General features: G+C 68.2%; 16 protein-coding genes. 3 read left to right on the top strand and 13 right to left on the bottom strand.

Going from position 1 to position 19,454, the window contains the following annotated elements; translation table 11 throughout:
* Window positions 1–122: 122 nt before the first annotated feature.
* On the bottom strand, window positions 123–1,250 hold the full coding sequence (locus ACFFDA_RS07930) for a Fic family protein (protein WP_404478598.1): 1,128 nt from the start codon (window positions 1,248–1,250) through the stop codon (window positions 123–125).
* Window positions 1,251–1,510: 260 nt separating this feature from the next.
* Here ACFFDA_RS07930 and ACFFDA_RS07925 point away from each other — a divergent pair, with 260 nt between their 5' ends.
* Genes ACFFDA_RS07925 through ACFFDA_RS07915 form a run of 3 tightly spaced genes read left to right on the top strand, consistent with a single transcriptional unit; the run spans window position 1,511 to window position 2,710 of the window.
* Complete coding sequence (locus ACFFDA_RS07925) at window positions 1,511–1,789, top strand: hypothetical protein (RefSeq protein ID WP_404478597.1); 279 nt, start codon at window positions 1,511–1,513, stop codon at window positions 1,787–1,789.
* The gene (locus ACFFDA_RS07920) at window positions 1,789–1,992 is read left to right on the top strand and encodes a hypothetical protein (RefSeq protein WP_404478596.1); all 204 of its coding nucleotides are present in this window, start codon (window positions 1,789–1,791) and stop codon (window positions 1,990–1,992) included. The genes ACFFDA_RS07925 and ACFFDA_RS07920 overlap by 1 nt, the downstream gene beginning before the upstream one ends.
* 13 nt (window positions 1,993–2,005) lie before the next feature.
* Entirely contained in the window at window positions 2,006–2,710 is a 705-nt protein-coding gene (locus ACFFDA_RS07915; RefSeq protein WP_404478595.1) for a hypothetical protein, read from the top strand.
* A gap of 15 nt (window positions 2,711–2,725) precedes the next feature.
* Here the strand turns inward: ACFFDA_RS07915 and ACFFDA_RS07910 are convergent, their stop codons facing one another.
* The 12 genes from ACFFDA_RS07910 to ACFFDA_RS07855 all read right to left on the bottom strand — a co-directional run bounded on the left by ACFFDA_RS07910 (window position 2,726) and on the right by ACFFDA_RS07855 (window position 19,378).
* The gene (locus tag ACFFDA_RS07910; protein WP_404478594.1) at window positions 2,726–3,721 is read right to left on the bottom strand and encodes a TerB family tellurite resistance protein; all 996 of its coding nucleotides are present in this window, start codon (window positions 3,719–3,721) and stop codon (window positions 2,726–2,728) included.
* Window positions 3,714–4,127: a hypothetical protein gene (locus ACFFDA_RS07905; RefSeq protein ID WP_404478592.1), complete on the bottom strand. Its 414-nt coding sequence runs from the start codon at window positions 4,125–4,127 to the stop codon at window positions 3,714–3,716. Before ACFFDA_RS07905 ends, ACFFDA_RS07910 begins: the two co-directional genes overlap by 8 nt.
* A 33-nt stretch (window positions 4,128–4,160) precedes the next feature.
* Window positions 4,161–5,057, bottom strand: a complete 897-nt coding sequence (locus tag ACFFDA_RS07900) for an energy transducer TonB (protein WP_404478591.1) — start codon at window positions 5,055–5,057, stop codon at window positions 4,161–4,163.
* Window positions 5,058–5,121: 64 nt separating this feature from the next.
* Window positions 5,122–6,489, bottom strand: coding sequence for an McrC family protein (locus ACFFDA_RS07895; protein ID WP_404478590.1), 1,368 nt, complete (start codon window positions 6,487–6,489; stop codon window positions 5,122–5,124).
* Complete coding sequence (locus ACFFDA_RS07890; RefSeq protein WP_404478588.1) at window positions 6,486–9,110, bottom strand: AAA family ATPase; 2,625 nt, start codon at window positions 9,108–9,110, stop codon at window positions 6,486–6,488. Before ACFFDA_RS07890 ends, ACFFDA_RS07895 begins: the two co-directional genes overlap by 4 nt.
* Window positions 9,111–12,500, bottom strand: coding sequence for a TM0106 family RecB-like putative nuclease (locus ACFFDA_RS07885; RefSeq protein ID WP_404478587.1), 3,390 nt, complete (start codon window positions 12,498–12,500; stop codon window positions 9,111–9,113).
* A gap of 104 nt (window positions 12,501–12,604) precedes the next feature.
* The gene (locus ACFFDA_RS07880; protein ID WP_404478586.1) at window positions 12,605–13,381 is read right to left on the bottom strand and encodes a hypothetical protein; all 777 of its coding nucleotides are present in this window, start codon (window positions 13,379–13,381) and stop codon (window positions 12,605–12,607) included.
* A gap of 38 nt (window positions 13,382–13,419) precedes the next feature.
* Window positions 13,420–13,968: an energy transducer TonB gene (locus ACFFDA_RS07875; RefSeq protein ID WP_404478585.1), complete on the bottom strand. Its 549-nt coding sequence runs from the start codon at window positions 13,966–13,968 to the stop codon at window positions 13,420–13,422.
* On the bottom strand, window positions 13,965–14,675 hold the full coding sequence (locus ACFFDA_RS07870) for a hypothetical protein (protein WP_404478584.1): 711 nt from the start codon (window positions 14,673–14,675) through the stop codon (window positions 13,965–13,967). Before ACFFDA_RS07870 ends, ACFFDA_RS07875 begins: the two co-directional genes overlap by 4 nt.
* 105 nt (window positions 14,676–14,780) lie before the next feature.
* Complete coding sequence (locus tag ACFFDA_RS07865; protein WP_404478583.1) at window positions 14,781–17,411, bottom strand: AAA family ATPase; 2,631 nt, start codon at window positions 17,409–17,411, stop codon at window positions 14,781–14,783.
* Window positions 17,408–18,526: an exonuclease SbcCD subunit D gene (locus tag ACFFDA_RS07860; RefSeq protein WP_404478582.1), complete on the bottom strand. Its 1,119-nt coding sequence runs from the start codon at window positions 18,524–18,526 to the stop codon at window positions 17,408–17,410. The genes ACFFDA_RS07865 and ACFFDA_RS07860 overlap by 4 nt, the downstream gene beginning before the upstream one ends.
* Window positions 18,527–18,763: 237 nt before the next feature.
* On the bottom strand, window positions 18,764–19,378 hold the full coding sequence (locus ACFFDA_RS07855) for a hypothetical protein (protein WP_404478581.1): 615 nt from the start codon (window positions 19,376–19,378) through the stop codon (window positions 18,764–18,766).
* Window positions 19,379–19,454 lie beyond the last annotated feature (76 nt).

Below are 19,454 nucleotides of genomic sequence, written 5' to 3'. Positions count from 1 at the left end.
TGGGGCTCAAGCGCGCTTCCTTTACGAATAGAGCCGCGGGAACAGCACATCGAGAGTGCTGGCTGGAAACCGCAGCGAAACCGGACCCTTGGGCGTTTCCGAAGCGAGCAGGCCGGCGTCGGTCAATTGCCTGAGCACGCGGCGGGCGCTGCGTTCGGGAAGGCGGGTGATCCGCTCGGCCTCGCCCCGGTCGAACTCGCCGCGCAGCAGGGCTTCCTGCAAGAGCCAGTTGCTTTCAGGGGCAGGCCTTCCTCGAGCGCGACATGGCGTTCGATGCGCTTCGATAAGGCCGCAAGGTCGAGCAGTTCGGACATGTACGTGACCTGGTCGAGGCAGACCGACAGGAACCACGTCGCGAAGGTTTCCAGCCCCTCGAGCGAGAGGTTGCCCCGGCCGTCGCGGTCGCCCTGCCGCGGGGCGTCGGCGTGGGCCATGAGCCGCTTGTACTGGGCGCGGCCGTCGGCATCGCCCGAGATCCCGCGTGCGAGACCGCGCGAGACCGACCACAGGCCATGCGCGCCGATCCCTGCGGCCTGCGCCATGGCATGGCTCATCAGGCGGCTGACGCGGCCATTGCCGTCGGGGAAGGGGTGGATCCAGTTGAAGCGGTGGTGCGAGGTCGCCATCGCCAGGATGCGCTTGCCGCGCCCTGGCCCCACCGCCGTCAGGCGCATGCCCGCCGGCGGCTCGAAGGCGAAGCGGGAATGGAAGTATGCCATGAAATCGGGCACCCGGTCGGACGAGGGCGGCAGGTGCCGGCCGACCTGCACGTCCTGCCGGCTGCCGGTGCGCCATTCGCCCGGGGTCATGACGAAGCGGTGGCCGCTCCCTTCGATCGTCAGCATCGCCTCGGACGCATCGGCGTAGAAATCGCGGTGCAGCGCGCGGATGAACTCGGGGTCGGCCGGATCGGGGAGAGTGCCCGCTTGCGCGGCGTGGTCGATCGCCTCCTGCACGCGGTAGTGGGCGACGGCTTCGGTCAGGAGGTCGCGCCTGTCTTCGTCCTTCTGGCCCGCCAGTGCCCGCTCGATGTCGCGGGGGCGGTTGTTGTGGCCCTCGATCAGGTTGCTGTAGTAGGTGTTCATGATCCGCACGAGGTCGGCCAGGTTCGCCGCCGTGCGCGGATGCAGTGCCTTGCCGAGCACTTCGGCCCTGGCGGAAAGCTCGGCGACGATATCTGGCAGGTCGCCGGTCAACGCCTCGATGCGTGCCGGTTCGATCTGGGTGGGGGATTCGGGGTTCTGCGCCATGCTTCTGGCCGGTCATAGGAGTAGCGCTAGGCGGCAAGCCTTATCCCAGTAAGCTAAGCAATTCCAGCGTTAGAATGCGGATACGGCGTAAATATGCCGATCCGTTGGCCGATGTCATGGCCGATCTTCTGGCCGATCTCGGTGTGTGCCCTGGGTACTGCCGAGGCAGCTCAAGCGGGAGCCTCGCCCGCATGCACGGCGCGACCGAATCTGTAGCCCGTCAAGCACATCCCCGTCGCGCTACGACAAGGGAATTACGCATGCCTGCGACGAATCGACCACACGCCCAAGAGCCCGATGGCCTGATCGACCCCGCCGACCTCGACGTCGCGTGCCTGTGCGGCCTGCTCGACGAGGCCGGGATCGACCATGAAGGCGGCGGCGAGGAAGGCGCGATCTACGTCACCGGCCTTGCCTTTCCGTTCTGGCTCACGCTGGGCGGTACGGACGAGGGCGTGCATCTGTTCAGCCACTGGATGCTGCAGGGCCGGGTGGACGAGATCGACGCCTTGCGTTTTGCCAACGCTGCGAGAAGCTGATGGTGCAGTTCTCGCCGCTCGAACCGGGGCGCGCCATCTGGGGGCATCACTGGCTGTCGAGCCGCCATGGCCTCGTCATCGCGCCGTTCCTGCGCAGCCTGCACCGCTTCGCAGGCTGTTTCGCCGAGGCGGTGGCGCAGGGCAGGGCGCTCGACCTGTTGCGCGGGCCGGCCGCGGCGGCGGCGCGCGAAGTGCTGCACTGAGGGGAGATACGGGGTGTGGGTTCTGATGGAGCTGATATTCCTGCTGCTGGCCGGCTTTGTGATGCTGGCGCTTTGCATTGCGATCGCGTGGGCCTTGATGGTCGTTCTGCGGATCGTCGCGATGCTGGGGCTGGCGGCGATTTTGGCGCTCGCGGTCGGGCTGGGCTTCGCGGCTGCCGGGGCGGACGCGGGTCCGGCGACGCTGATGGGCGTCGTGGCCTTCCCCCTCGCGGTCTGGATGTTGCGGCGTCGGTCTGCCGGCAGGTCGCGGCCCTTCGCTCCAGCGGTGCAGGATAACGGGCTCAGGGTCTCCTACGCCGGCCCGGTCGAGAGCGAGGCCGACGCCCCGCTGGGCGCGGCGTGGGAGCGGCTTGCGGCGATGGTGCCGCTGGAGAACACGGCGCCCCTGTTCGAAGCGCGCGCTGCCTGCGTCCAACTCCTGCGCGTGGCCGAGCACACCGCCATCGACCTGGAGATCGTCGCCTGCGCGGTGTTCCTGCGGCGCAACCTGCCCGAACCTGCGGGGCGCAACGCCCGGCTGTGGGCGCGTGCCGATGCGGCCGGGCGCGCCGTTCTGTCGCGGGGCATCGTCGAGGATACCGTGCGACTGGGCGTCTACGCGATGCGCGAGATGGCACGGGAAGCGGAGCACGACCGCCGCGCCGATGGCGACGACCTCACGGCCCTGCGCAACCACATCGCCGCGCGTACCGGGTAGCGACGGCGATCGGTCTCAGTCCTTCGTGGCCGCCCGCCCCGCCCTGATCGTGTGCTTCAGCGTCTTCGAGACCGTGCTGCCCAGCGTATGCGCCACGCCGCCCACGACATCACCCACCGCGCCGCCCACGCTGGCCGCCTTGCCCGCGAGTGTCCCGGCGACGCTTCCCGCCGTGCCGACGGCGGTGCTGGCGATGTCGGAGAGGGTCTCGGTAGCGGCGCTGCCCGCCTTGGCAAGGGTCAGGCGACTTTCGGCTTCCAGTACGCGTTCGATCGCTTCGAGGGCCAGTTCCTCGCGTTCGTCGAGGGTGCCGTCGGCGGCGACCAGTTCGTGCAGGAACGTCATCAGTTCGGCCTGCATGGCAGGCGCATTGCAGTCCGGGTTGGCGGCGGCGAAGCGGGCGAGGTCCTGCGCGATCGCCTTGACGCGGGTCGCCTGTGCTAACGGTGTGAGCACGTCGAGGGCGCGGGCGACGTAGTCGGGATCGAGGCCCCAGTCGCGCACGAAGTGATCGACGATGCAGTCCCGTTCGCGCGGGTCGATGGCGCCGTCGATCGCCGCGACGCGCAGCGCCAGGCTGCCCAGCAGGTCGAGCAGGGCGGCGCCCAGCACGTCGATCGGGGTGTTGATGTACTTGGGGATCGTCTCGACGAAGCTGTCGCCCTTGCCGGAGAACCAGCGCGAGGCGCCGTACCATCCGCCCCCTGCCACCACCGCGGCGGCGACCACCCAGCCCACCGGCGTCGCCGCCGTGGCGAGGCCGAGCGTGGCGGCCAGCCCGGTCGGCGCGAAGAAGGTGCCGGCGACGAGCGAGGAACTGGCGACACCGGCGCCCGTCGCCGCCGCGCCAGCGGTGTCCCACAGGCCCAGCAGGCGCTTCTTGGTGCGCAGCAGGACGAAGGCATCCTCCCCGATGCGCAGGCGGCTCTTGAAGCGCAGCGGGTCGGCGACGACGCGCTCGAGCCCGGTGTGGTCGAATACGGGCCGTTCGGGCGCTGCCCCGTCAGCCATGGGCGGCGTCCGTGATGGCGGTGCCGAACCGGACGAGAGGCTCCCTCAGGGCGCCGTTGCGCAGGTCCTCGAGCGCGCCCAGCGTCAGCCCGAAGGCCAGCAGCAGCGGCGCCAGCAGGGCGGCCAGCGCGCCGCCGACCAGCGGCGTCGAGGCGATCAGGCTCGACACCGTGACCGCGATCAGGGCGCCAAAGGCGATGCCGCGGAACCGCTTCACCATGTCGAAGGCGAAAGCGAGGACCTGCCGCCCGATCGCCAGCACCCGCGTGCCCACCGTGACCGTCGTGTCGAGCAGCCGTTCGAGGATCACCTTGGCATCGGCCGGCAGCGCGATGCGATCGAGCTGGGCGACGATGTCGCGCCGTGCGGGAATGCTGAGCCAGTTGTGCTGCGTGTCGTCCATCATTTGGTTACTCGTGATGCAATAGTGTGCGGATACCTAGCGGGAACGGAAGAAATCGGACGTAGCGAACACGATCGCCGTCAGGAGATAGGACGAGACGGCCTTGCCCTGCTCGTCGAGAGCGGGGTCATAGCGGGCGTTCTTCATCACGAAATTGCACGCCTTGACGTCGAATTCGGGAACCCCGTCGGTGGGAAACGTCTTGCATCCGGTCGGCGCGCCCGTCTCGTCGATCATCACGCGCAGGCCGACCCGCGCGAGGCCGCCCAGCGCCTTCACGGCGGCCGGAGGATCGCCTGCCACGATCATTGCATTGACCGCGCTCGCGTTCACGGGTCGCGGCGGGCGGGACAATTTCGCCTGAACCGCCGGATCGAGCCCCCAACCCGCGACCAGCTTGTCCGTGCATTGACGCAAGGCCTGCATGACCGGGGCCATCGATCCCGTGTCGAGCAGAACCTTGTGGTCGGCGGCGTCGATGGTGAAGCGATCGATGCCGCTTTCCAGCGCCGGATCGGGATAGGCGGGCACTGTCTTGTCGTCGAGCGCGGGAGGCTGGAGCGACATGTCCCTGTTGAAGACCATAGCAGGGCCATGCGCGCCTGAGGAGCCGGAAGCCAGGACGCCAAATCGCAGAGGGTTCCCCGATCCGAAGGTTATCGTCGGGGCCTTGGCCGATGTGATTTGCGGAATTGGGGAGCCGGCAAGGGTAAAGTCGAAATTGTATCCCGGCGCATAAGTCCGCATGCGCAGAAACAGCGAGGCGGCGCCACTTTCGAAATTGCGGGAAAGAACACAGCTATCGCCCCCGGGAGACAGTTCCCAGGGCGAGGACGACTTGAAGTGTGATACCGTGGGTTCCGCCGCCCTGGCAACGCCATGGACCAGCGCCACACTGCCGATCAGAACCGCCGCCGCATGGCCCAGCTTCATAGTCGCCCCCTTTGATGGAAAATGTACCCTGCCGTTGGTCCATCGCAAATCCGGCACGGGCAAGTCAATCGCAGGTTCGCCCGAGCGCATTCATCGGCGATCCGGGAGGGGCGAAACGCGAATCCTGCCGCCTTTCCGCGAGGATACCGCCGACCAGCACGGCGAGATCGCCGGCGGCGCGGCTCATCGTGCCGGTCAGCGCGACCCGCCCCAGCGCGATCATCTCGCGCCCGCCATGCACCCCGAACCGCCGCACCTCGCCGCTGCCCGCGCCCGGCGCGGCGGGATAGAGCAGCATCAGCCGTTCGCATTCGTATAGCCGTGCGTAGGCCATCATCTGGTACACGTCGGCCTGGCTGACGCCGTGCTTGCGGTCGAGCGGGTCGGCACAGAGGCGCTTCCACTTGGTGTCGATCACCGCGATGACCTTGCCGCGCCGCCGCAGCAGAAGGTCGGGGCGGGTCTGGAACACGGCGCCTTGGCAAAGGCCGTCCTCGTGCCAGTCGCCCAGGCAGTGGCGCAGGCCGCCCTGTGCGACCACCTCGATGTCGCTGTTCGCCAGGGAGCGGCGAAGCAGGGCGGCGACGGCGTCCTCGAACAGGCGCTCCATCGGGAACAGCAGGCTGGTGCCGGCATGACCCGCGGCATCGTGGCCGGTCGCCTGCCACTCGCGACCCATCAGCAGGCGGGCGAGGCGGAAGAGGCTTTGCCAGCTGTGGTTGGTGCGGTCGATCCGCACCGCGCTCCAGGGCAGGGCGGAGGGCGGCAGCAGCGTCACGTCGGCCAGCACGAAGCGCAGTTCGTCCAGCAGGCGGCGAGTGGCGGGCACGCGGGTGCGTTTCCCCAGGGAAACGACCGTTGCGGCCATGATCCGCATCAGCGCGATGTCGTGGCTGAGCACGTCGAAGCGGCAGGCGAGCCGATCGGGCCGCACCGCATTGACGGTAAACTGGCGGGTCACATCGAGGCGCCCGCGCAGTGCGGGCAGGTCGTCCTCGCAGGCCAGGTATTGGCGCGGCAGGCCCCGGCGGGTCTGGGCGAGCAGGCGCTCGGCGAAGAGGCGGATAAGGACTTCGAGCAGGCTGTCCGCGCCGTGCGCCATCGCCGCCGCGCCGCCATCGCCGATGTCGAGCCCGAGTGCGAGGTCGATCAGCGAGACGAGACGGCGGCGGACCGTGGGCGCGTCCTCGTCGGGCGCCTCTGGGTCTACCTTGGGCAGGATTTCGAGGCTGCAGCCGGGCGCGGCGAGGACGCCGACCATCTGTTTCGCACGCAGATGGTGGCGGTGATCGGAGAGGATCGCACCGCCGTCCGCGCCGCCCAGCGGATGGGTGCTGGCGGCGGCCATCAGCGCCCGGGCCTGCGCTTCGGTGAAGCCGCCGGGCCGACCCACCGCAACCTTGCCCCATTCGCAGACGGCGCGGTGCGTCACTCGGGCTCGTCCGCCGCGTCGTTTCCGGCACTCTCGGCCGTCACTTCGACGCCGTTGACGAGGCTGGCGTAGGCATCGGCGGGGAATATCCGGCGGACGGACCAGGTCGGCCGGTCGCTCTGGTCCTTCATGCCCGGCGGTGGCTTGAGGTTGCCCTTGGCGATGAAGCCGGGCCCGACGACGGCGGCGATCCGGCTCCAGTCCTCGAAGAAGTATTCCTGCAGCAGCGGGATCACCTTGTCGCGCATGACGGCGTCGACATCCGCGCGGCTGCGGCAGGGGATGAAGAAGGCGTGGCCGATGCGGTGCTCGCGATCGACGAGGTATTCGATGCGATCGTTGATGGCGGTGAGCAGGGCGGGGAGGGGGATGCCCTCGACGGTCTTGAGCAGCGAGGGATCGGGCGCCATCTCGCGGAAGGTGAAGCGCCGGCGCAGCGCGGTGTCGAGCAGCGCGATCGATCGGTCGGCGGTGTTCATCGTGCCGATGATGTGGAGGTTGGCGGGGACGCCGAACTCGGTCTTGGAGTAGGGCAGCCGCACCGTCAGCGCATTGGGCATGCCCAGGCGCTTGTCGGGTTCGAGCAGCGTGATGAGTTCGCCGAAGACCTTGGAGATGTTGGCGCGGTTGATCTCGTCGATGATGAGGACGTGGGGTTCGGGTTCGCCGCTCGTGGCGACGGCATCGCCGCCGCTGGCGACGGTCTGTTCCAGCCCCTCCCAGTTCAGGTCGCGCGTGTTCATGCGATAGGCAGAAACCTGGCTCAGTTCCTTGGCGTAGATGCGCTCGCGCGGGAGACTTTCGCCATGCCAGAGCCAGCGCACCGCGCGCCGGTGGTTGTATTCGCCGTTGTGGCCGGAGGCAAACTGGTAAGGCCCGGTGACGACCCCGATCGCCCGGAACTTGCGGTTTCCGTCTGAGACCACGATCAGAGATCCGATCTCCATGGCGATGCGGAAGGTGTACATCTGCGACATGTTCGGATCGTTGCCGCTGGCATCGGGATGGTCCTGTCGCCAGCGTTCCTTGATGCCTTCCCACGTGTCATAGCGCGGGTCGGACCAGTCGATCTCGCCGCCCCAGCCCAGCGTGACATAGCCCTCGCGAATTGCGTCCTGGTAGATCGCGTCGTCTTCGGAAGCGCGGCTGCGCCCCAGCGACATCTTGAAGACTTTCTGGCTGCGGTCGATAGCGGGGGGCGTAGTTACGGCCCGCCCTCGATTGCTGACGGCGACCTCGGCCATCTGCTTGAAGATGCCGTCCTGTGGCTCCAGTGAAAAGCCCGTGGGGGTTTCGCTTTCGCTGCCATCGTTGACCGGGCGCAGGCCTTCGACGAAGTCCTCGTAGGCAAAATTCTGGTGGAAGGTAACGAAGCCGATCCGGCCCTTGTGCTGCAGTGAGCGGTACAGCGCCATCAGTTCGTCCCGGTTGTCGGGCACAACTTCACCGCACAGGCGTACCGCTTCCTGAGCGGTGGTGTAGGTCTTGCCGGTGCCGGGCGGGCCGTAAAGAATGAGGTTGGTGGGGGAGGGCATGGGATTTTTGTTCCGGGGTTCGGGGGCGGCACGGTGGCGGCGATCGAGCGGTATCGGCAGCTCATCGCCCGGCATCGTGTCAAGTTCGTCAAGGTCGTCGAATTCGTATTTCAACGCGATCCAGAGGAATCCCTGGACGTCGAACCAGTCTCTTGGTTGCCAATTCCAGTCGTCGCGCATGGTTGCAAAAATGTGTTCGAATAATTCTGCAAAGCGCCAATAGGATTCCGCCTCGAAGGCACCGTCGATTATGTCTGTCAGGAGCAGAATATTCGAGGCCCGGTTCATGACCTTGATCTTGAACGGCGCGGATTCCTGCGGGCGAGCCATGGACAAGGCGGAGAACAGTATATTGGCCTGTTCGCCGATGGTCAGCGGAGTGATACCGGCCTGTTTCATCTCAGCGAACTGGGTGAACGCTTCGCCTAGCGCGTCGCCGGCATAGTTGGTGCTGGCGACCAGTCGGCCGATGACTTCATAGAAGTCGTCGAGGGCCTGGGGATAGTGGGCGGCGATCGCGTCTTGCGTCTGCCAGCGGACCAGCGGTCCGGTCGGCGTCGCACTCTTGAGGATCTCGAACGTCTCTCGGCCTAGCGAGACGGGGTCGTGGATACGACCGATCGCGTCGCGCACTTTGTCGGATGCCGCTTCCTTGTAAGCCCGTTCCGCGACCACGGAACCTTCCCCGGGTTCGGTGAAGCTCTCGAAACCGGGGTTGTGGACCAAGAAGCGATCGCGCAATTCGGTGAGAACATTCCAGCCAGTACCGGAACGAAACTGATGGTAGTTACCGACGGCGGCGCGAATATTCGCGAGCTTGCCGGCAGGGTTGCTGGTCTCCCCACCCAGTGCCGCCGGGATGGGATGGCCGGCAACGGCAGCGTTGCGCAATGCTCTGAACTCCTCGAAGACCCGGGCCATGCCGTCGCGATCGAAAGCCCGATCAAGATCGGTGAACGGCAGGTGCAATTCGCGCATGGCGCGTTCGAACCGGCGGACGAGGTTTACCCGTTGGCCGACGGTCTTGAGGGGCTGGCCTTCGAACCGTCTGGCTTCCAACCACGCCCTGAACTGGTCTTCCCGCACTTACTTCCCCTCGCCCGCAATCCATGCCAGCGTATTCACTAGCCGCAGATGCTCAACCGATTTTGCATCCAGTTCCAACAACTTCGGGTTTGCCAGCACCACCGCCAGCGTCCGCGCGCGGCTGATTGCCACGTTCAGGCGGTTCTTCGAGTAGAAAAAATCGACGTGGCGCGGCAAGTCGTCGGGGCTGGAGGTGGCGAGGCTGACGATCACGACTTCCGCCTCCTGGCCCTGGAACTTGTCCACCGTGCCCACCCGCGCCGCGGCGGGAAGTGCTTCGGCCAAGGCTATCACCTGCATATTGTACGGGGCGACGATCAGGATGTTGTTCCAGCTCAGCTTGTCCGTCTGCCCGGCGCGGTCAGTGAAGGGGGTGCCGATCAGCTGGCCGCACAAGTCGACCACGCGGGCGACTTCCTCATCGCTGCGCTGGCCGCGCCCGGCGTGGTCCATCGGCACGAAGCGGATGCCATGGTTTGCCAGCGCCGGGTCGTGGATTTCGGGCAGGTGGAGGGTCTGGCGGGCGCAGTCGGGATGGGCCTGCAGCCGTCCGTCGTAGACCGCGTCCGAGATGAAGCCACAAATGTCGGGGTGCATGCGCCAGCTGGTGTCGAGCAGGATGCCGCGATCGGGGGCGACGGTCGCCTCGCCCTGCAGCAGGTAGTCGAGCGCGGAGAGGCCGCTTTCGCCGGGGTGCGAGCCCTGGATGGGCTGGGCGAGCTGCATCTGGTCGCCCACCAGCACGATGTTGCGCGCCGCCGCGCCCATCGCCAGCAGGTGCCCGAGCGAGACCTGTCCCGCCTCGTCGACGAACAGGTAGTCGAGCGACTGGTCGGCGGTCTCGTCAGCGAACAGCCAGGCGGTGCCGCCGATGAGGTCGGGGTGGTAATCCCAGGCGTCGCCGTTGCTCTCGACGTCGGTGATGATCACTCCGCCCAGGTAGCTGCCGGGATCGGTCTTGCTGGCCTTCTTGACGCCGACGAAGCTGACGCCCTGTTCGATGGCGATTTCCTCGACCTTCGTGAGCAGGTTATTCACCGCCTTGTGGCTGTTGGACGAGACGCCGACCTTCTTGCCCGCCGCCATTAGCGCCACGATCACGTGCGCGCTGGTGAAGGTCTTGCCGGTGCCGGGCGGGCCCTGGATGAACAGCGCGCTGTCGTCCATCGCCAGGCAGCGCAAGGTGGCGGCCTCGACCAGATTTTCGCTCGGTTGCACCAGAGCGCCAGCCTGTCCGGCCTGCCCGGCAGTGGGCCAGTCGTGCAGGCGCGGCGGCGTGCGTTCGATGAGATCGAGGAGCGCGCGGTAGCTCTCGCCGCCCGCCGCCCAGTGCGCGGCGACGCGGCGCACGGCGGCGATCAGCGGGCGGTTGTTCACCGCCGGTTCGGGGATCAGCGAGCCGCTTTCGGGAAAGGCCTCGCCCGGCTTGAGCTGGCGCTTGAGGGTGAGCTGTCCGGCGGTCGCATCGATGCTGTCGATTTTGCCCAGCTTGGCCAGCGTCGGCGCGTGGAGCACGGCCGAGCCCTTGCGCAGCTTGGTGTCCTGCGGTGCGAAGCGATAGCGCGCCAGGGTGCTGCGTTTCTCCTGCCACTGCCACGCACCCTCGGCGTCGGGCAGGGGAGCGATGTCGCCGATGCACTCGCCGTCCTCGACCATCTCCTCCAGCTCGCGTTCACAGCGGTCGAACATGGCCCACAGTGCGGGCTTGTCGGCGCGGCGGTGGAACTGGGTCAGGTGGTCGACCAGCGCGCGGCCCTCCGCGCTGGGCGGCAGTGGCCCCGCGGCGATCGCGGCGCTGAGCGCGGAGGCGGCGGCCTCCGCCTCGGCGCGGGCCTCGGCCTTGTCGTCGGGCAGGGCGGTGGCGAGGCCGACCTCGCGCCAGGGCAGGCCGTCCATGCGCAGCGAGACGAGCCAGTCGCGTAGGGCCTCGGTGTTCTCGCAGTCCACCTTGTTGTATTCGAGGATGTCGTCGAGGATCTTCTGCTCACCTGAGTCCTGCCAGCTTTTGTACTCGACGATCGAATCTCCGGCGTTCGTGACCGCCTGATCGCGCTTCCTGGCGAAGAACACCTCCATCGTCTTGAGTGAGAGGTTCGGCTCCGAGGTGCGGATCGACTGGCGCAGCACGCCGTAGAGGTCGACCAGCTTGCGCTCGCGCAGCAGCGTGTCGATCGCGTCCTCGCGGCTTGCGTGGAGGGTGGAGAGGCGACGCAGCGCGGTCACTTCGTAAGGTGCGTAGTGGTAGACGTGGGCGCCCGGGTTCGCCGCCAGGTGCGCGACAATCCAGTCCACCGTGCTCTCGAAGGCGACCCGCTCTGCCGCGCGGTCGTGGCCCCAGCGGAAGCGGAACTCAGGATGGCCGTCCACCACGTGATGCACGCCCCACAGGTAATCGAGGCCGCCTTCGGTCAGCGGATCGCCTTCGAGGTCGAAGAACAGGTCGGCCGGGTGCGGCGGGGGCAGGGTGGCGAAGCCACGCCCAGGCTCGATGGGCAGGGGAACCACCACCGGCGCGCCACCCTCGCGCCGCGCCAGCTGCAGCGCGGCCTGCGCGCGCAGCTTGGCGAACGTCGCCGCGGCCATGCGCGGCACCTTGGTATCCTCACCTACCCCCGCTAGCGCGGCGAGGGTGGTGATCCCGGCGTCCTCAAGCTTGCGCCGCTGCGGTTTGCCCAGGCCCGCCACGCGGCTGAGATGGTCGGCGGCGTCGAGCTGCTCGTCGCAGTGATCGCGCCACCCGCACAGCGAACAGGCCGCGCACGGCTCCGGCGCCGATTGCGGCGCGCCATCGCGGATGAAATCGAGGTAACGGGCCTTGGCTGCACCCAGCGTATGCGCGAATTCGGCCAGGCGGAACGTTTCCAGTCTGCCGCTGCCCAGCGCCACGTGGACCCGGCGCGGCGCGATACCCTGCACCCGCGCGATCATTTCGGCATAAAGCCCAAGCTGGACGATGTACGATGCCTTCACCGACTTCGCGAGCTTGGTATCGACTGGCTCGTAGGACCATGCGCCGAGGTCCGAAGGCTCCTCCACCCGGATCAGGAAGTCCGCGAAGCCGTGCCAGGGCGCATCGAGAAATGCGGCTTGAAAGATCGTCTTCGCACCAGCGCGCATCGCCTCCAGCGTCGCAGCCGCGCGGTGGCGCAACGAGCCCGTGGTGGGAATCTCCACTAGCCCGCCCTCGGCCTTGAGCCCCGCGCGATAGGCATCCTCGTGGTCGAGTCCGGCGCGCTGGACCAGCTTCGCCATCGCATCGTCCTGCGCGCGCTCGGGCAGCGCACCGGGATCGACGAGGCGCAAGTGATTCAACGACACCGCATGCGCGCAGCCGAGGAACGTCACCAGATCGGACGGCGAATGGAGCAGCTGGTCTTCGTAGGTGCGCAAGGGGCGAATCCTGAATTTGGGCGATGCCGGACGTTTGCGCCCCGCTACGACACATGCAGTCGTAGCGGGGCGTTGCGGGGTTGTCCGGATCGTAAGCTATCGGCTCAGATGTGGGCGTTGCAAAGGCAGTCGGGCGCGTCCGTCAGGTGTGCTGTGACCTTGCTGGTGCGATGTGTCGTGTAGGTTTGCTCGCAGCATCCGCGCGGCAGGGTCAGCCCGTCCAGGCTGTCGATCACTGACTTCAGGCCCGGGATCGCCCGCAAGTCGTCCAGCAACTGACCTGCGGAGTAGGTGGCGGGATCGATGATCCTGCCGTCTATGCGGACGAGTTCGAGCGGTGCTCCATCGACTTGCGCATAGCGCATGTAGGGCAGCGAGAGATCAGTGCAGCGGTTCGGCAAGGCCTTGTGTGTCGTCTTCGTGCACAGGACCGTGGGGACGAGCCAGGCGAAGACCAGTCGCTTGCAGGCAAGCTCCATGTCGCCCGCCTCCACCGCCATGAGCACCATCGATTTGACCTGCGATACCGGCAGGGCATGTTCGCGGTCGGACAGGTCGAGCACGGCATCGCCGCGCCGTTCGACGAAGAAGTGCTCGTCCGCCCTTTTCCTGGTCCAGGGCAGCAGGTGCTGATTGCGGATCAGGTCCGCCACCGCCTCGCGCTGCATGCGGCGGATGACGCCGGTGAAGTCAGTTTCGTGGCCGGTCGTCTCTCCCAAGTGCTTGAGAAACAGGAGTTCGGCGGACAGCTTCCCAGGCATGTAGAGGCCGGCCCAAGCGTCGATGCCTACGCCGTGCCATCCGCGATCGAGCCAGATGTCCCATTTCGCGGGATAGACAGTCAGCTTGTCCTGGAGGGGTGTGGTGGACATGTCGTTCATTGCGATCTCCATTGCGGGCGGCCGGTTGGAAAGTCCGGTCAGTTCAGCGTGTAGCTGACGGTCTGGCGAAGGTTCGTCGTTGCCACCGGCACTCCGGCGGCGTCGGTGGCGGGCCGGTAGCGCGCGCGGCGCAACGCGGCGTCGCAGGCCGCTTCGTCGAGGTCGGGCGAACCGCTCGAACTTGCGACCGTGCAATGCGTGACCCGGCCTTGCGCGGACACATCCACCGCGATGGTGACACCGCCTTCGCGTTCTTCGCGCGCGGCGCGGGTGGGATAGTTGTCGGCAAAGGCCCTGGAGATCAACTCGGGCTCGTCACGCACTGGGACCAAAGTCTGCGGAGTGGCCGAGGCGTCATCGCCGTAGGGCTGGTTGCCCTCGTCGCCATCGAGGTTTTCGTAGCCTTGGTCCGGCGGGATCGGCGTTTCGACCTCGACGGGCTGTGCCGTTTCCACGGGGCTGGGCGTTTGCGAGGGCTCTTCTATGGTGGTGTCGACCGGGCCCTCGCCCGGCGAAGGCGAGCATGCCGCGACCACTACCGACAGCGCCAGCAGACACGCGCGCCGCCGCGTTTCCGCGCTGGTCATGGCTCGATCCCTTCTGGCGTCGCCTGGACGGCGATTCCGCGCAGGTTCCGTTCGATCTTGACGAACAGGAAGACGAAAATGATGAGGACGAAGGCGAGGAACGCGGCCCCGGCAACGCCAAGCTTCACCATCAGGTCGGCGCGGGCCGAGGCCTGCCGGGCCTGGTCGGCCGCCAGTTCGCCGACGAAGTGCTGGAAATGCCAGGCGATCAGTTCGTGAACCCGCTCCTCGCTCAACTTGCGCCCGGTGCTGTTCAGCAGGCTTTCGCTGAGCGCCAGCACGCTCGCACCGTAGCGCGCAGGGGCATCGGCGACAGAGACCTGGCCCACCGCGCCGGTCACCAGCCCGTCGGCGTTGCCCTGCAGCAGGATCGAGAAGTTGCGCTTGGCAGCAGTGCCCGGCGTGCCGAGATACTTCGCGAAGTTCGCGGCCGCGGCATCGATGTCCGGGGCGATCACCGTCTCGACCTCCGGCCTGCGTTCGGCGAGTGTCTCGTCGCCGGGGCTGCTTTGATCCTTCTGCTCGGCCATGAACTGACGCAGGCTGCCGTTGGCGGTGTCCTCAGCGCCGCCGAAGCCCGCCGACGCCAGCAGCGATGGCCCCGATGCGACCGCGACGCCGATGGTGACGAGCAGCGCCAGGCTCGCAGCGACAAGAATGGCAACCCGCAGGATTGCCAGATAAACGCCTTCCAGTTTCGACAGCATGGTACCCCCTGATTGCCTCGTGCCGGTCTGGCGCAGGGGAAGGTTCTTCGTCGATCCGGGAAAAATCCGGTCTTCCAAAAGCTTAACGGCGCAGCATTGCTCCGCTCACATCCGCACCCGGTTGCCTTCGACATGCCGGAACGCGCGTTCGCGGCAGGTCAGCAGGATCACCTGCATGCGCTGCGAGGCTTCGAGGATCAGGTCGGTCATCGCATCGAGGCGCACGTCGTCGGAGTAGACCAGCGGGTCGTCGAGGATCAGCGAGACGGGCCGGCCCTGGTCCAGCAGCATGTCCGCGAAGGCGAGGCGGGTGAGGATCGCGAGTTGCTCCTGCGTCCCGCGCGAGAGTTGCTCGCAAAGTTCGTCCACGCCGGCGCGGCGGATCGCGGCAAGACCCAGGTCGTCGCCGAACCCGGGTTCGCCGCCGGGCAGGATGCGCCCGACATAGCGGGCGGCGCGGGTCGCCACCGGGCCGGTGATCGAGCGGGCGGTTTCTGCCTGCGCTTCGGCCAGGGTGTCGCGCAAAAGGCGCAGGGTCTCGGCTTCCTCTTCGATGCGGCTGAGCGCGGCGCGGGCGGCGTCGTTTTCCTCGCGGGCGAGGGCGGCATGTTCGGCCAGGCCCTTGCCGCCGTCGCTCTCCACTTGCGCTTCGAGGCGGGCGATGCGGGTGGTGATCTCGTTGCGGCTGTCCTCGGCGGCGCGGCGGCGCGCGGCGAGGGTTTCGATGCGGCGGGCGAGCGCGGCCTCGTCGAAAGCGCGGGCATTGGCTTGTGCGCGGTCCAGCTCCACGGCGGCAGTGGCCGCACCCTCGCGAGCGGTGGCCAGCGTGGCGGCGAGGTCGGCGAAGTCGGCGTGGGCGGCAAGCGCGGCCAGATCCTCGGCGGCGCGGGCGAGGTCGCTGGCGGCGGTCTGCTCGTCGATGGCGAGGGGGGGTTCCGCCTTTTCGGCGTCGCGCATGTCGCTTTCCGCCTGGCGCGCCTGTGCCTCGGCGCGCACGAAGACGGCGTCGGCGCGGTCCTGTTCGGCTTCGAGTTCGGCGAGCGGCCGGGCAGGGGCCTGCGCCTCGTCGGCGTCGAGCGGGTTCGCGGCGACGAAGGCGGTGAGCGCGTCGGCACCAGGGGCCAGCGCAAGTTCGCGGTCAGCGGGGGTGGCGGCGGCGATCTGCGCGGCCAGCGTTTCGAGCGCGCGCCCGGCCTCGCGCGCGGCGTCGGCGCGGGCCTGCGCAGCGGCCAGGCTTTCGAGCTGCCATTGCGCCAGCAGCGCGGCGCGGCGGGCGCGGGCGGCGTCGAGCGCGGCCTGCGCACCGGCGAGCGCCTGCGAGGGGCGCAGGACCAGTTCGCCGCCGCCGGGCAGGCCGATACGGGTGTCGCGGGTCAGCGTCCATTCGCCGGGCTCCAGCGGAGCGCCATCGCGCGTGAGCGCGTCCGCCCCGCCGATAAGTTCGATGCGGGTACCGTCGGCTTCGAGCAGGGTGCGGTGGCGCACCACTTCGCGCTCGGCTGCGGCGAGGTCGTCGAGCACGCGGGCGGGCACGGCGAGGGCGACCGCCTCGTCGAGCGCGGCGCGGCGGGCTTCAAGCGCGAGCACATGAGCATGACGGGCATGGGCGGCGGTGACGCGCTCGCGGCGGCGGTTGGCGGTGTCCTGCGCGCGGGCCTCGGCCAGTGCCGTGCGCGCCGTCTCGCGCGCGGCGAGCGCGGTGTCGAGGGCGGAGCGGGCCTGCGTGGCCTTGGCGCGTGCGGCGTCGAGTCCGGCTGCCAGCATGGCGCGTTTGCCGCTCGCCGTCTCGCGCCGCGTCTGCGCCGCCGCCTGCCGGTCGAGCGCACCGGCGTGGCGGGTCGCCAGGTCCTCCAGCCCGCCCAGACGCGACGATGCCGCCGCAGCTTCGGCCTTGCGGGTGGCAAGTTGCTGGGCGGCGCCGCGCGCGGTTTCCAGCCTGGCGATCAGGTCGGCGCGTTCGGGGGCGTCGGGATCGTCGTCGAGTTCGCGGCGCAGCGCGGTCAGCGCGCGGCGCGCGGTGTCGAGATCGGCGAAGGCGGCTTCCAGCGCTTCCTCGCGCCGCTCCGCCTCGGCCAAAGTGTCGACGGCCGTGCCCACGCGCTTTTGTGCGGCCAGCAGGCGGGCGGTGGGGGCGCCGCTTCTGGCGGTGAAGTACGTGACATACTGCCCCTCGATCCGCGCGCGCACGCGTTCGAAAGCGGCGCTGCCGATCAGCGACCCCGCCTCACCTTCCAGCGTTGCGCCGATGAGGTCGCGCACGGTGCCGCCGGGGGCCTCCACGCACAGGCCGTCCATCTGCGCCACCCACAACATGCCCAGCGCGCCGTGGAGCGCTTTGTCGAACGTCGCGCCCTGCTGGCCCGCCTCGAAGCCGAGCAGCGCCTGCAGCGCCTGTTCGGCAGCGTCGCCCTGCTGGCGTCCGGTGGGGCCGGAGAGCTCGACCGAAGGCGACTTGAGGAACTTCTTGGTCAGCGACCAGGCCGCTCCGTCCACTTCGAAATCGAGCGCGACCTGCGGCGCCACGTTGTCGCCGGTGGGCTGGAACGAGCCGATCAGCCGCGTCTTCGAGCCATGCTTGAGGAACAGCGCGGCGCGCACCGCTTCGAGCAGCGTGGACTTGCCAGTCTCGTTCGGCTCGATGACGATGTTCAGGCCACCGGTCAGCCCGGCGATTTCGTGGGGGCCGCGAAACTTGCGGAAGTTTTCCAGCGCGATGCGGCGGATCAGCAGGCTCATGCGGCGTCTCCCTGATCTCTCAGCGCTTCGACGAACAGGCGCTCCAGCGCGCGGCGGGCGCGGGGGGCCTCGGGGCCGTCGGCCTCGATCTTCGCGCGCAGCATCGCGCCGGCGCGGCCGAGCATCCCTTCGGTGGAAAGCGCGGCAAGGTCCTCCTCGGTGGGCCGCGCCACCACGTCGGCGTCGCGCACGTCGAGATGGCGCAGGCGGTGGGCAAGGTCGTCCTCGATCCGCGCCAGCATCGCCACGCGGTCGGTCAGCGGGACGATGCCCGCCAGTTGCAGGCGCAGCAGCGTGGCGGCGGGTTCGCACGCGGCGAGCAGGTCGTCGGCCAGCGCGGCGAAGCCGATCGCGTCGGCCACTGTCCAATCGCGCGACAGCCAGCGGAAGCGCCCGGTGCTAAGAGGGGCGACGCTGGCTTTTTCGGGCTTCAGATCGACCAGCAGCGCCTGCCCAGGGTCATCCCGGCCGGCCTGGAAGCGGTCCGTTTCAGGCGTACCGGAATACCAGGTGCGCGCATCGACCTGCAACGTGCCGTGCCAGTCACCCAGCGCCAGATAATCGAGAGTGGACAGTTTCGCGCGGTCGGGTGCGATCAGGTTCTTCGTCTCGCCTTGCGTGCCGAAGCCCCGGATCGAGCCGTGCGCCAGCCCGATCCGCAACCGCGCGCCGGGGGTCTCCATGCGCTCGAACGCTTGCGTGGGATCGTCGAGGGTGTGGCGGTGGAGCAGCGGCGCGGGCAGGAGCCAGACGCCGTCCTCGATCTCGTGCGGTTCGGGTTCGGCGAGGACGGTGACATTTGCGGCGGCGCGCTTGCGGACGCGGTCCCACAGCCCGCCGTTTCGTGCGAAATCGTGGTTGCCGGGCAGCAGCCACCAGCGGCAGGCGTGGCGCTCCATCCGAGTGACGGCCTGGACGACGGTGCGCTCGTCCGGCCCCTCGGTGTCGAACACGTCCCCGGCGACGAGGACGTGGCCCGCGCCATGTTCGGCCGCGGCTCTGCCCAGCGTGTCGATCACATCGAAGCGCGCCTCGGTGAGTGCGGCGCGCGTCTCCGCATCGAAGCGGCCGAAGGGCTTGCCGAGCTGCCAGTCGGCGGTGTGGATGAAACGCATAGGATGGTGTCCGCTGGTGAAGGTCCGTCGTCTAGCCGGGGATGAACGACGGGGCTACGACAGAAGCGGTCATGGCCGGCGGGCTATTTCTTGCAGATGATGTTCTGGCCGATGATCTGGCAGCGCTGTCCATCCGAAACCCGGATGGTCTTGCCGACCCTGCGGTAATTGTTGCCGTCCGGGCTGTATATGCAGCGCGAGATGCCCGCCCTTCCGCTCGCGAACAAAAAGCGATTGTTATGCCGGTGCATACTCGTTCTGATCGTCCAGTCGGCGCAGGCGGCGATCAATCTCGGTGAAGACCGCGTCCACGTCCTCGCCCCTGATAAGCGCGGCGATGATCTCGTCGCGGCAGTCACGCAGGCCGGGATGGTAGCGTTTCCCGTGCTCCTTGGCGTGCGCGCCCATGGCGCCGCGCGCTTCCTGTTCGGTGCGCCGGAGGCGGGGCATTCCGGTGCTGTCGTCGATGCCCAGTTCGGCGAGGAATTCCGGCGCGACCGCAGACCAGTCGAAACCGCGCGCATGCGATTGTCGCACCAATAGTTCAGGGAGCGGGTTGTCACCGGTCACGGCATTCACGACGAGACAGGAGAGGTCGGGATAGCTGTAACGCTGCGTATGGCCACGCAGCGCCTCAAGGCGGCGGCCCAGGTTTTGCGCGATCTGGCTGTGGATCGGGTGCTCGTGCCCGGCAAGCTGCTGGCGGGCGTCGAGGATCAGGTTTTCGTAAGTGATCGTCCGCCCGGGTCGCACCGCGGCGACGGCGACGAGGATGGGATAGACGGCGCTGGCGATCGCCTCGTCGATAGGGGTGAGGCTGCGGCCGGATGTGGGCGGTATATCGGCAGGCATGTTGGCTCCCTTTGAGAGGCGTGATGGCCTTGGAGGCCGCGTGTGGCAGTTGCGACCTCGGCGCGCCTGCTGCCGC

This window comes from Novosphingobium sp. BL-52-GroH, from assembly GCF_044813085.1.
GTDB lineage: Bacteria > Pseudomonadota > Alphaproteobacteria > Sphingomonadales > Sphingomonadaceae > Novosphingobium.
The sequence above is the reverse complement of the archived record's forward strand: the minus strand, read 5'-3'. Positions and strand labels throughout refer to the sequence as shown.

Bases quoted from the DNA above. Each gene is read 5' to 3' on its own strand.
- ACFFDA_RS07930 (WP_404478598.1), bottom strand. From the start codon at position 1,250: ATGGCGCAGAACCCCGAATCCCCCACCCAGATCGAACCGGCACGCATC.
- ACFFDA_RS07925 (WP_404478597.1), top strand. From the start codon at position 1,511: ATGCCTGCGACGAATCGACCACACGCCCAAGAGCCCGATGGCCTGATC.
- ACFFDA_RS07920 (WP_404478596.1), top strand. From the start codon at position 1,789: ATGGTGCAGTTCTCGCCGCTCGAACCGGGGCGCGCCATCTGGGGGCAT.
- ACFFDA_RS07910 (WP_404478594.1), bottom strand. From the start codon at position 3,721: ATGGCTGACGGGGCAGCGCCCGAACGGCCCGTATTCGACCACACCGGG.
- ACFFDA_RS07905 (WP_404478592.1), bottom strand. From the start codon at position 4,127: ATGATGGACGACACGCAGCACAACTGGCTCAGCATTCCCGCACGGCGC.
- ACFFDA_RS07900 (WP_404478591.1), bottom strand. From the start codon at position 5,057: ATGAAGCTGGGCCATGCGGCGGCGGTTCTGATCGGCAGTGTGGCGCTG.
- ACFFDA_RS07880 (WP_404478586.1), bottom strand. From the start codon at position 13,381: ATGAACGACATGTCCACCACACCCCTCCAGGACAAGCTGACTGTCTAT.
- ACFFDA_RS07875 (WP_404478585.1), bottom strand. From the start codon at position 13,968: ATGACCAGCGCGGAAACGCGGCGGCGCGCGTGTCTGCTGGCGCTGTCG.
- ACFFDA_RS07870 (WP_404478584.1), bottom strand. From the start codon at position 14,675: ATGCTGTCGAAACTGGAAGGCGTTTATCTGGCAATCCTGCGGGTTGCC.
- ACFFDA_RS07865 (WP_404478583.1), bottom strand. From the start codon at position 17,411: ATGAGCCTGCTGATCCGCCGCATCGCGCTGGAAAACTTCCGCAAGTTT.
- ACFFDA_RS07860 (WP_404478582.1), bottom strand. From the start codon at position 18,526: ATGCGTTTCATCCACACCGCCGACTGGCAGCTCGGCAAGCCCTTCGGC.
- ACFFDA_RS07855 (WP_404478581.1), bottom strand. From the start codon at position 19,378: ATGCCTGCCGATATACCGCCCACATCCGGCCGCAGCCTCACCCCTATC.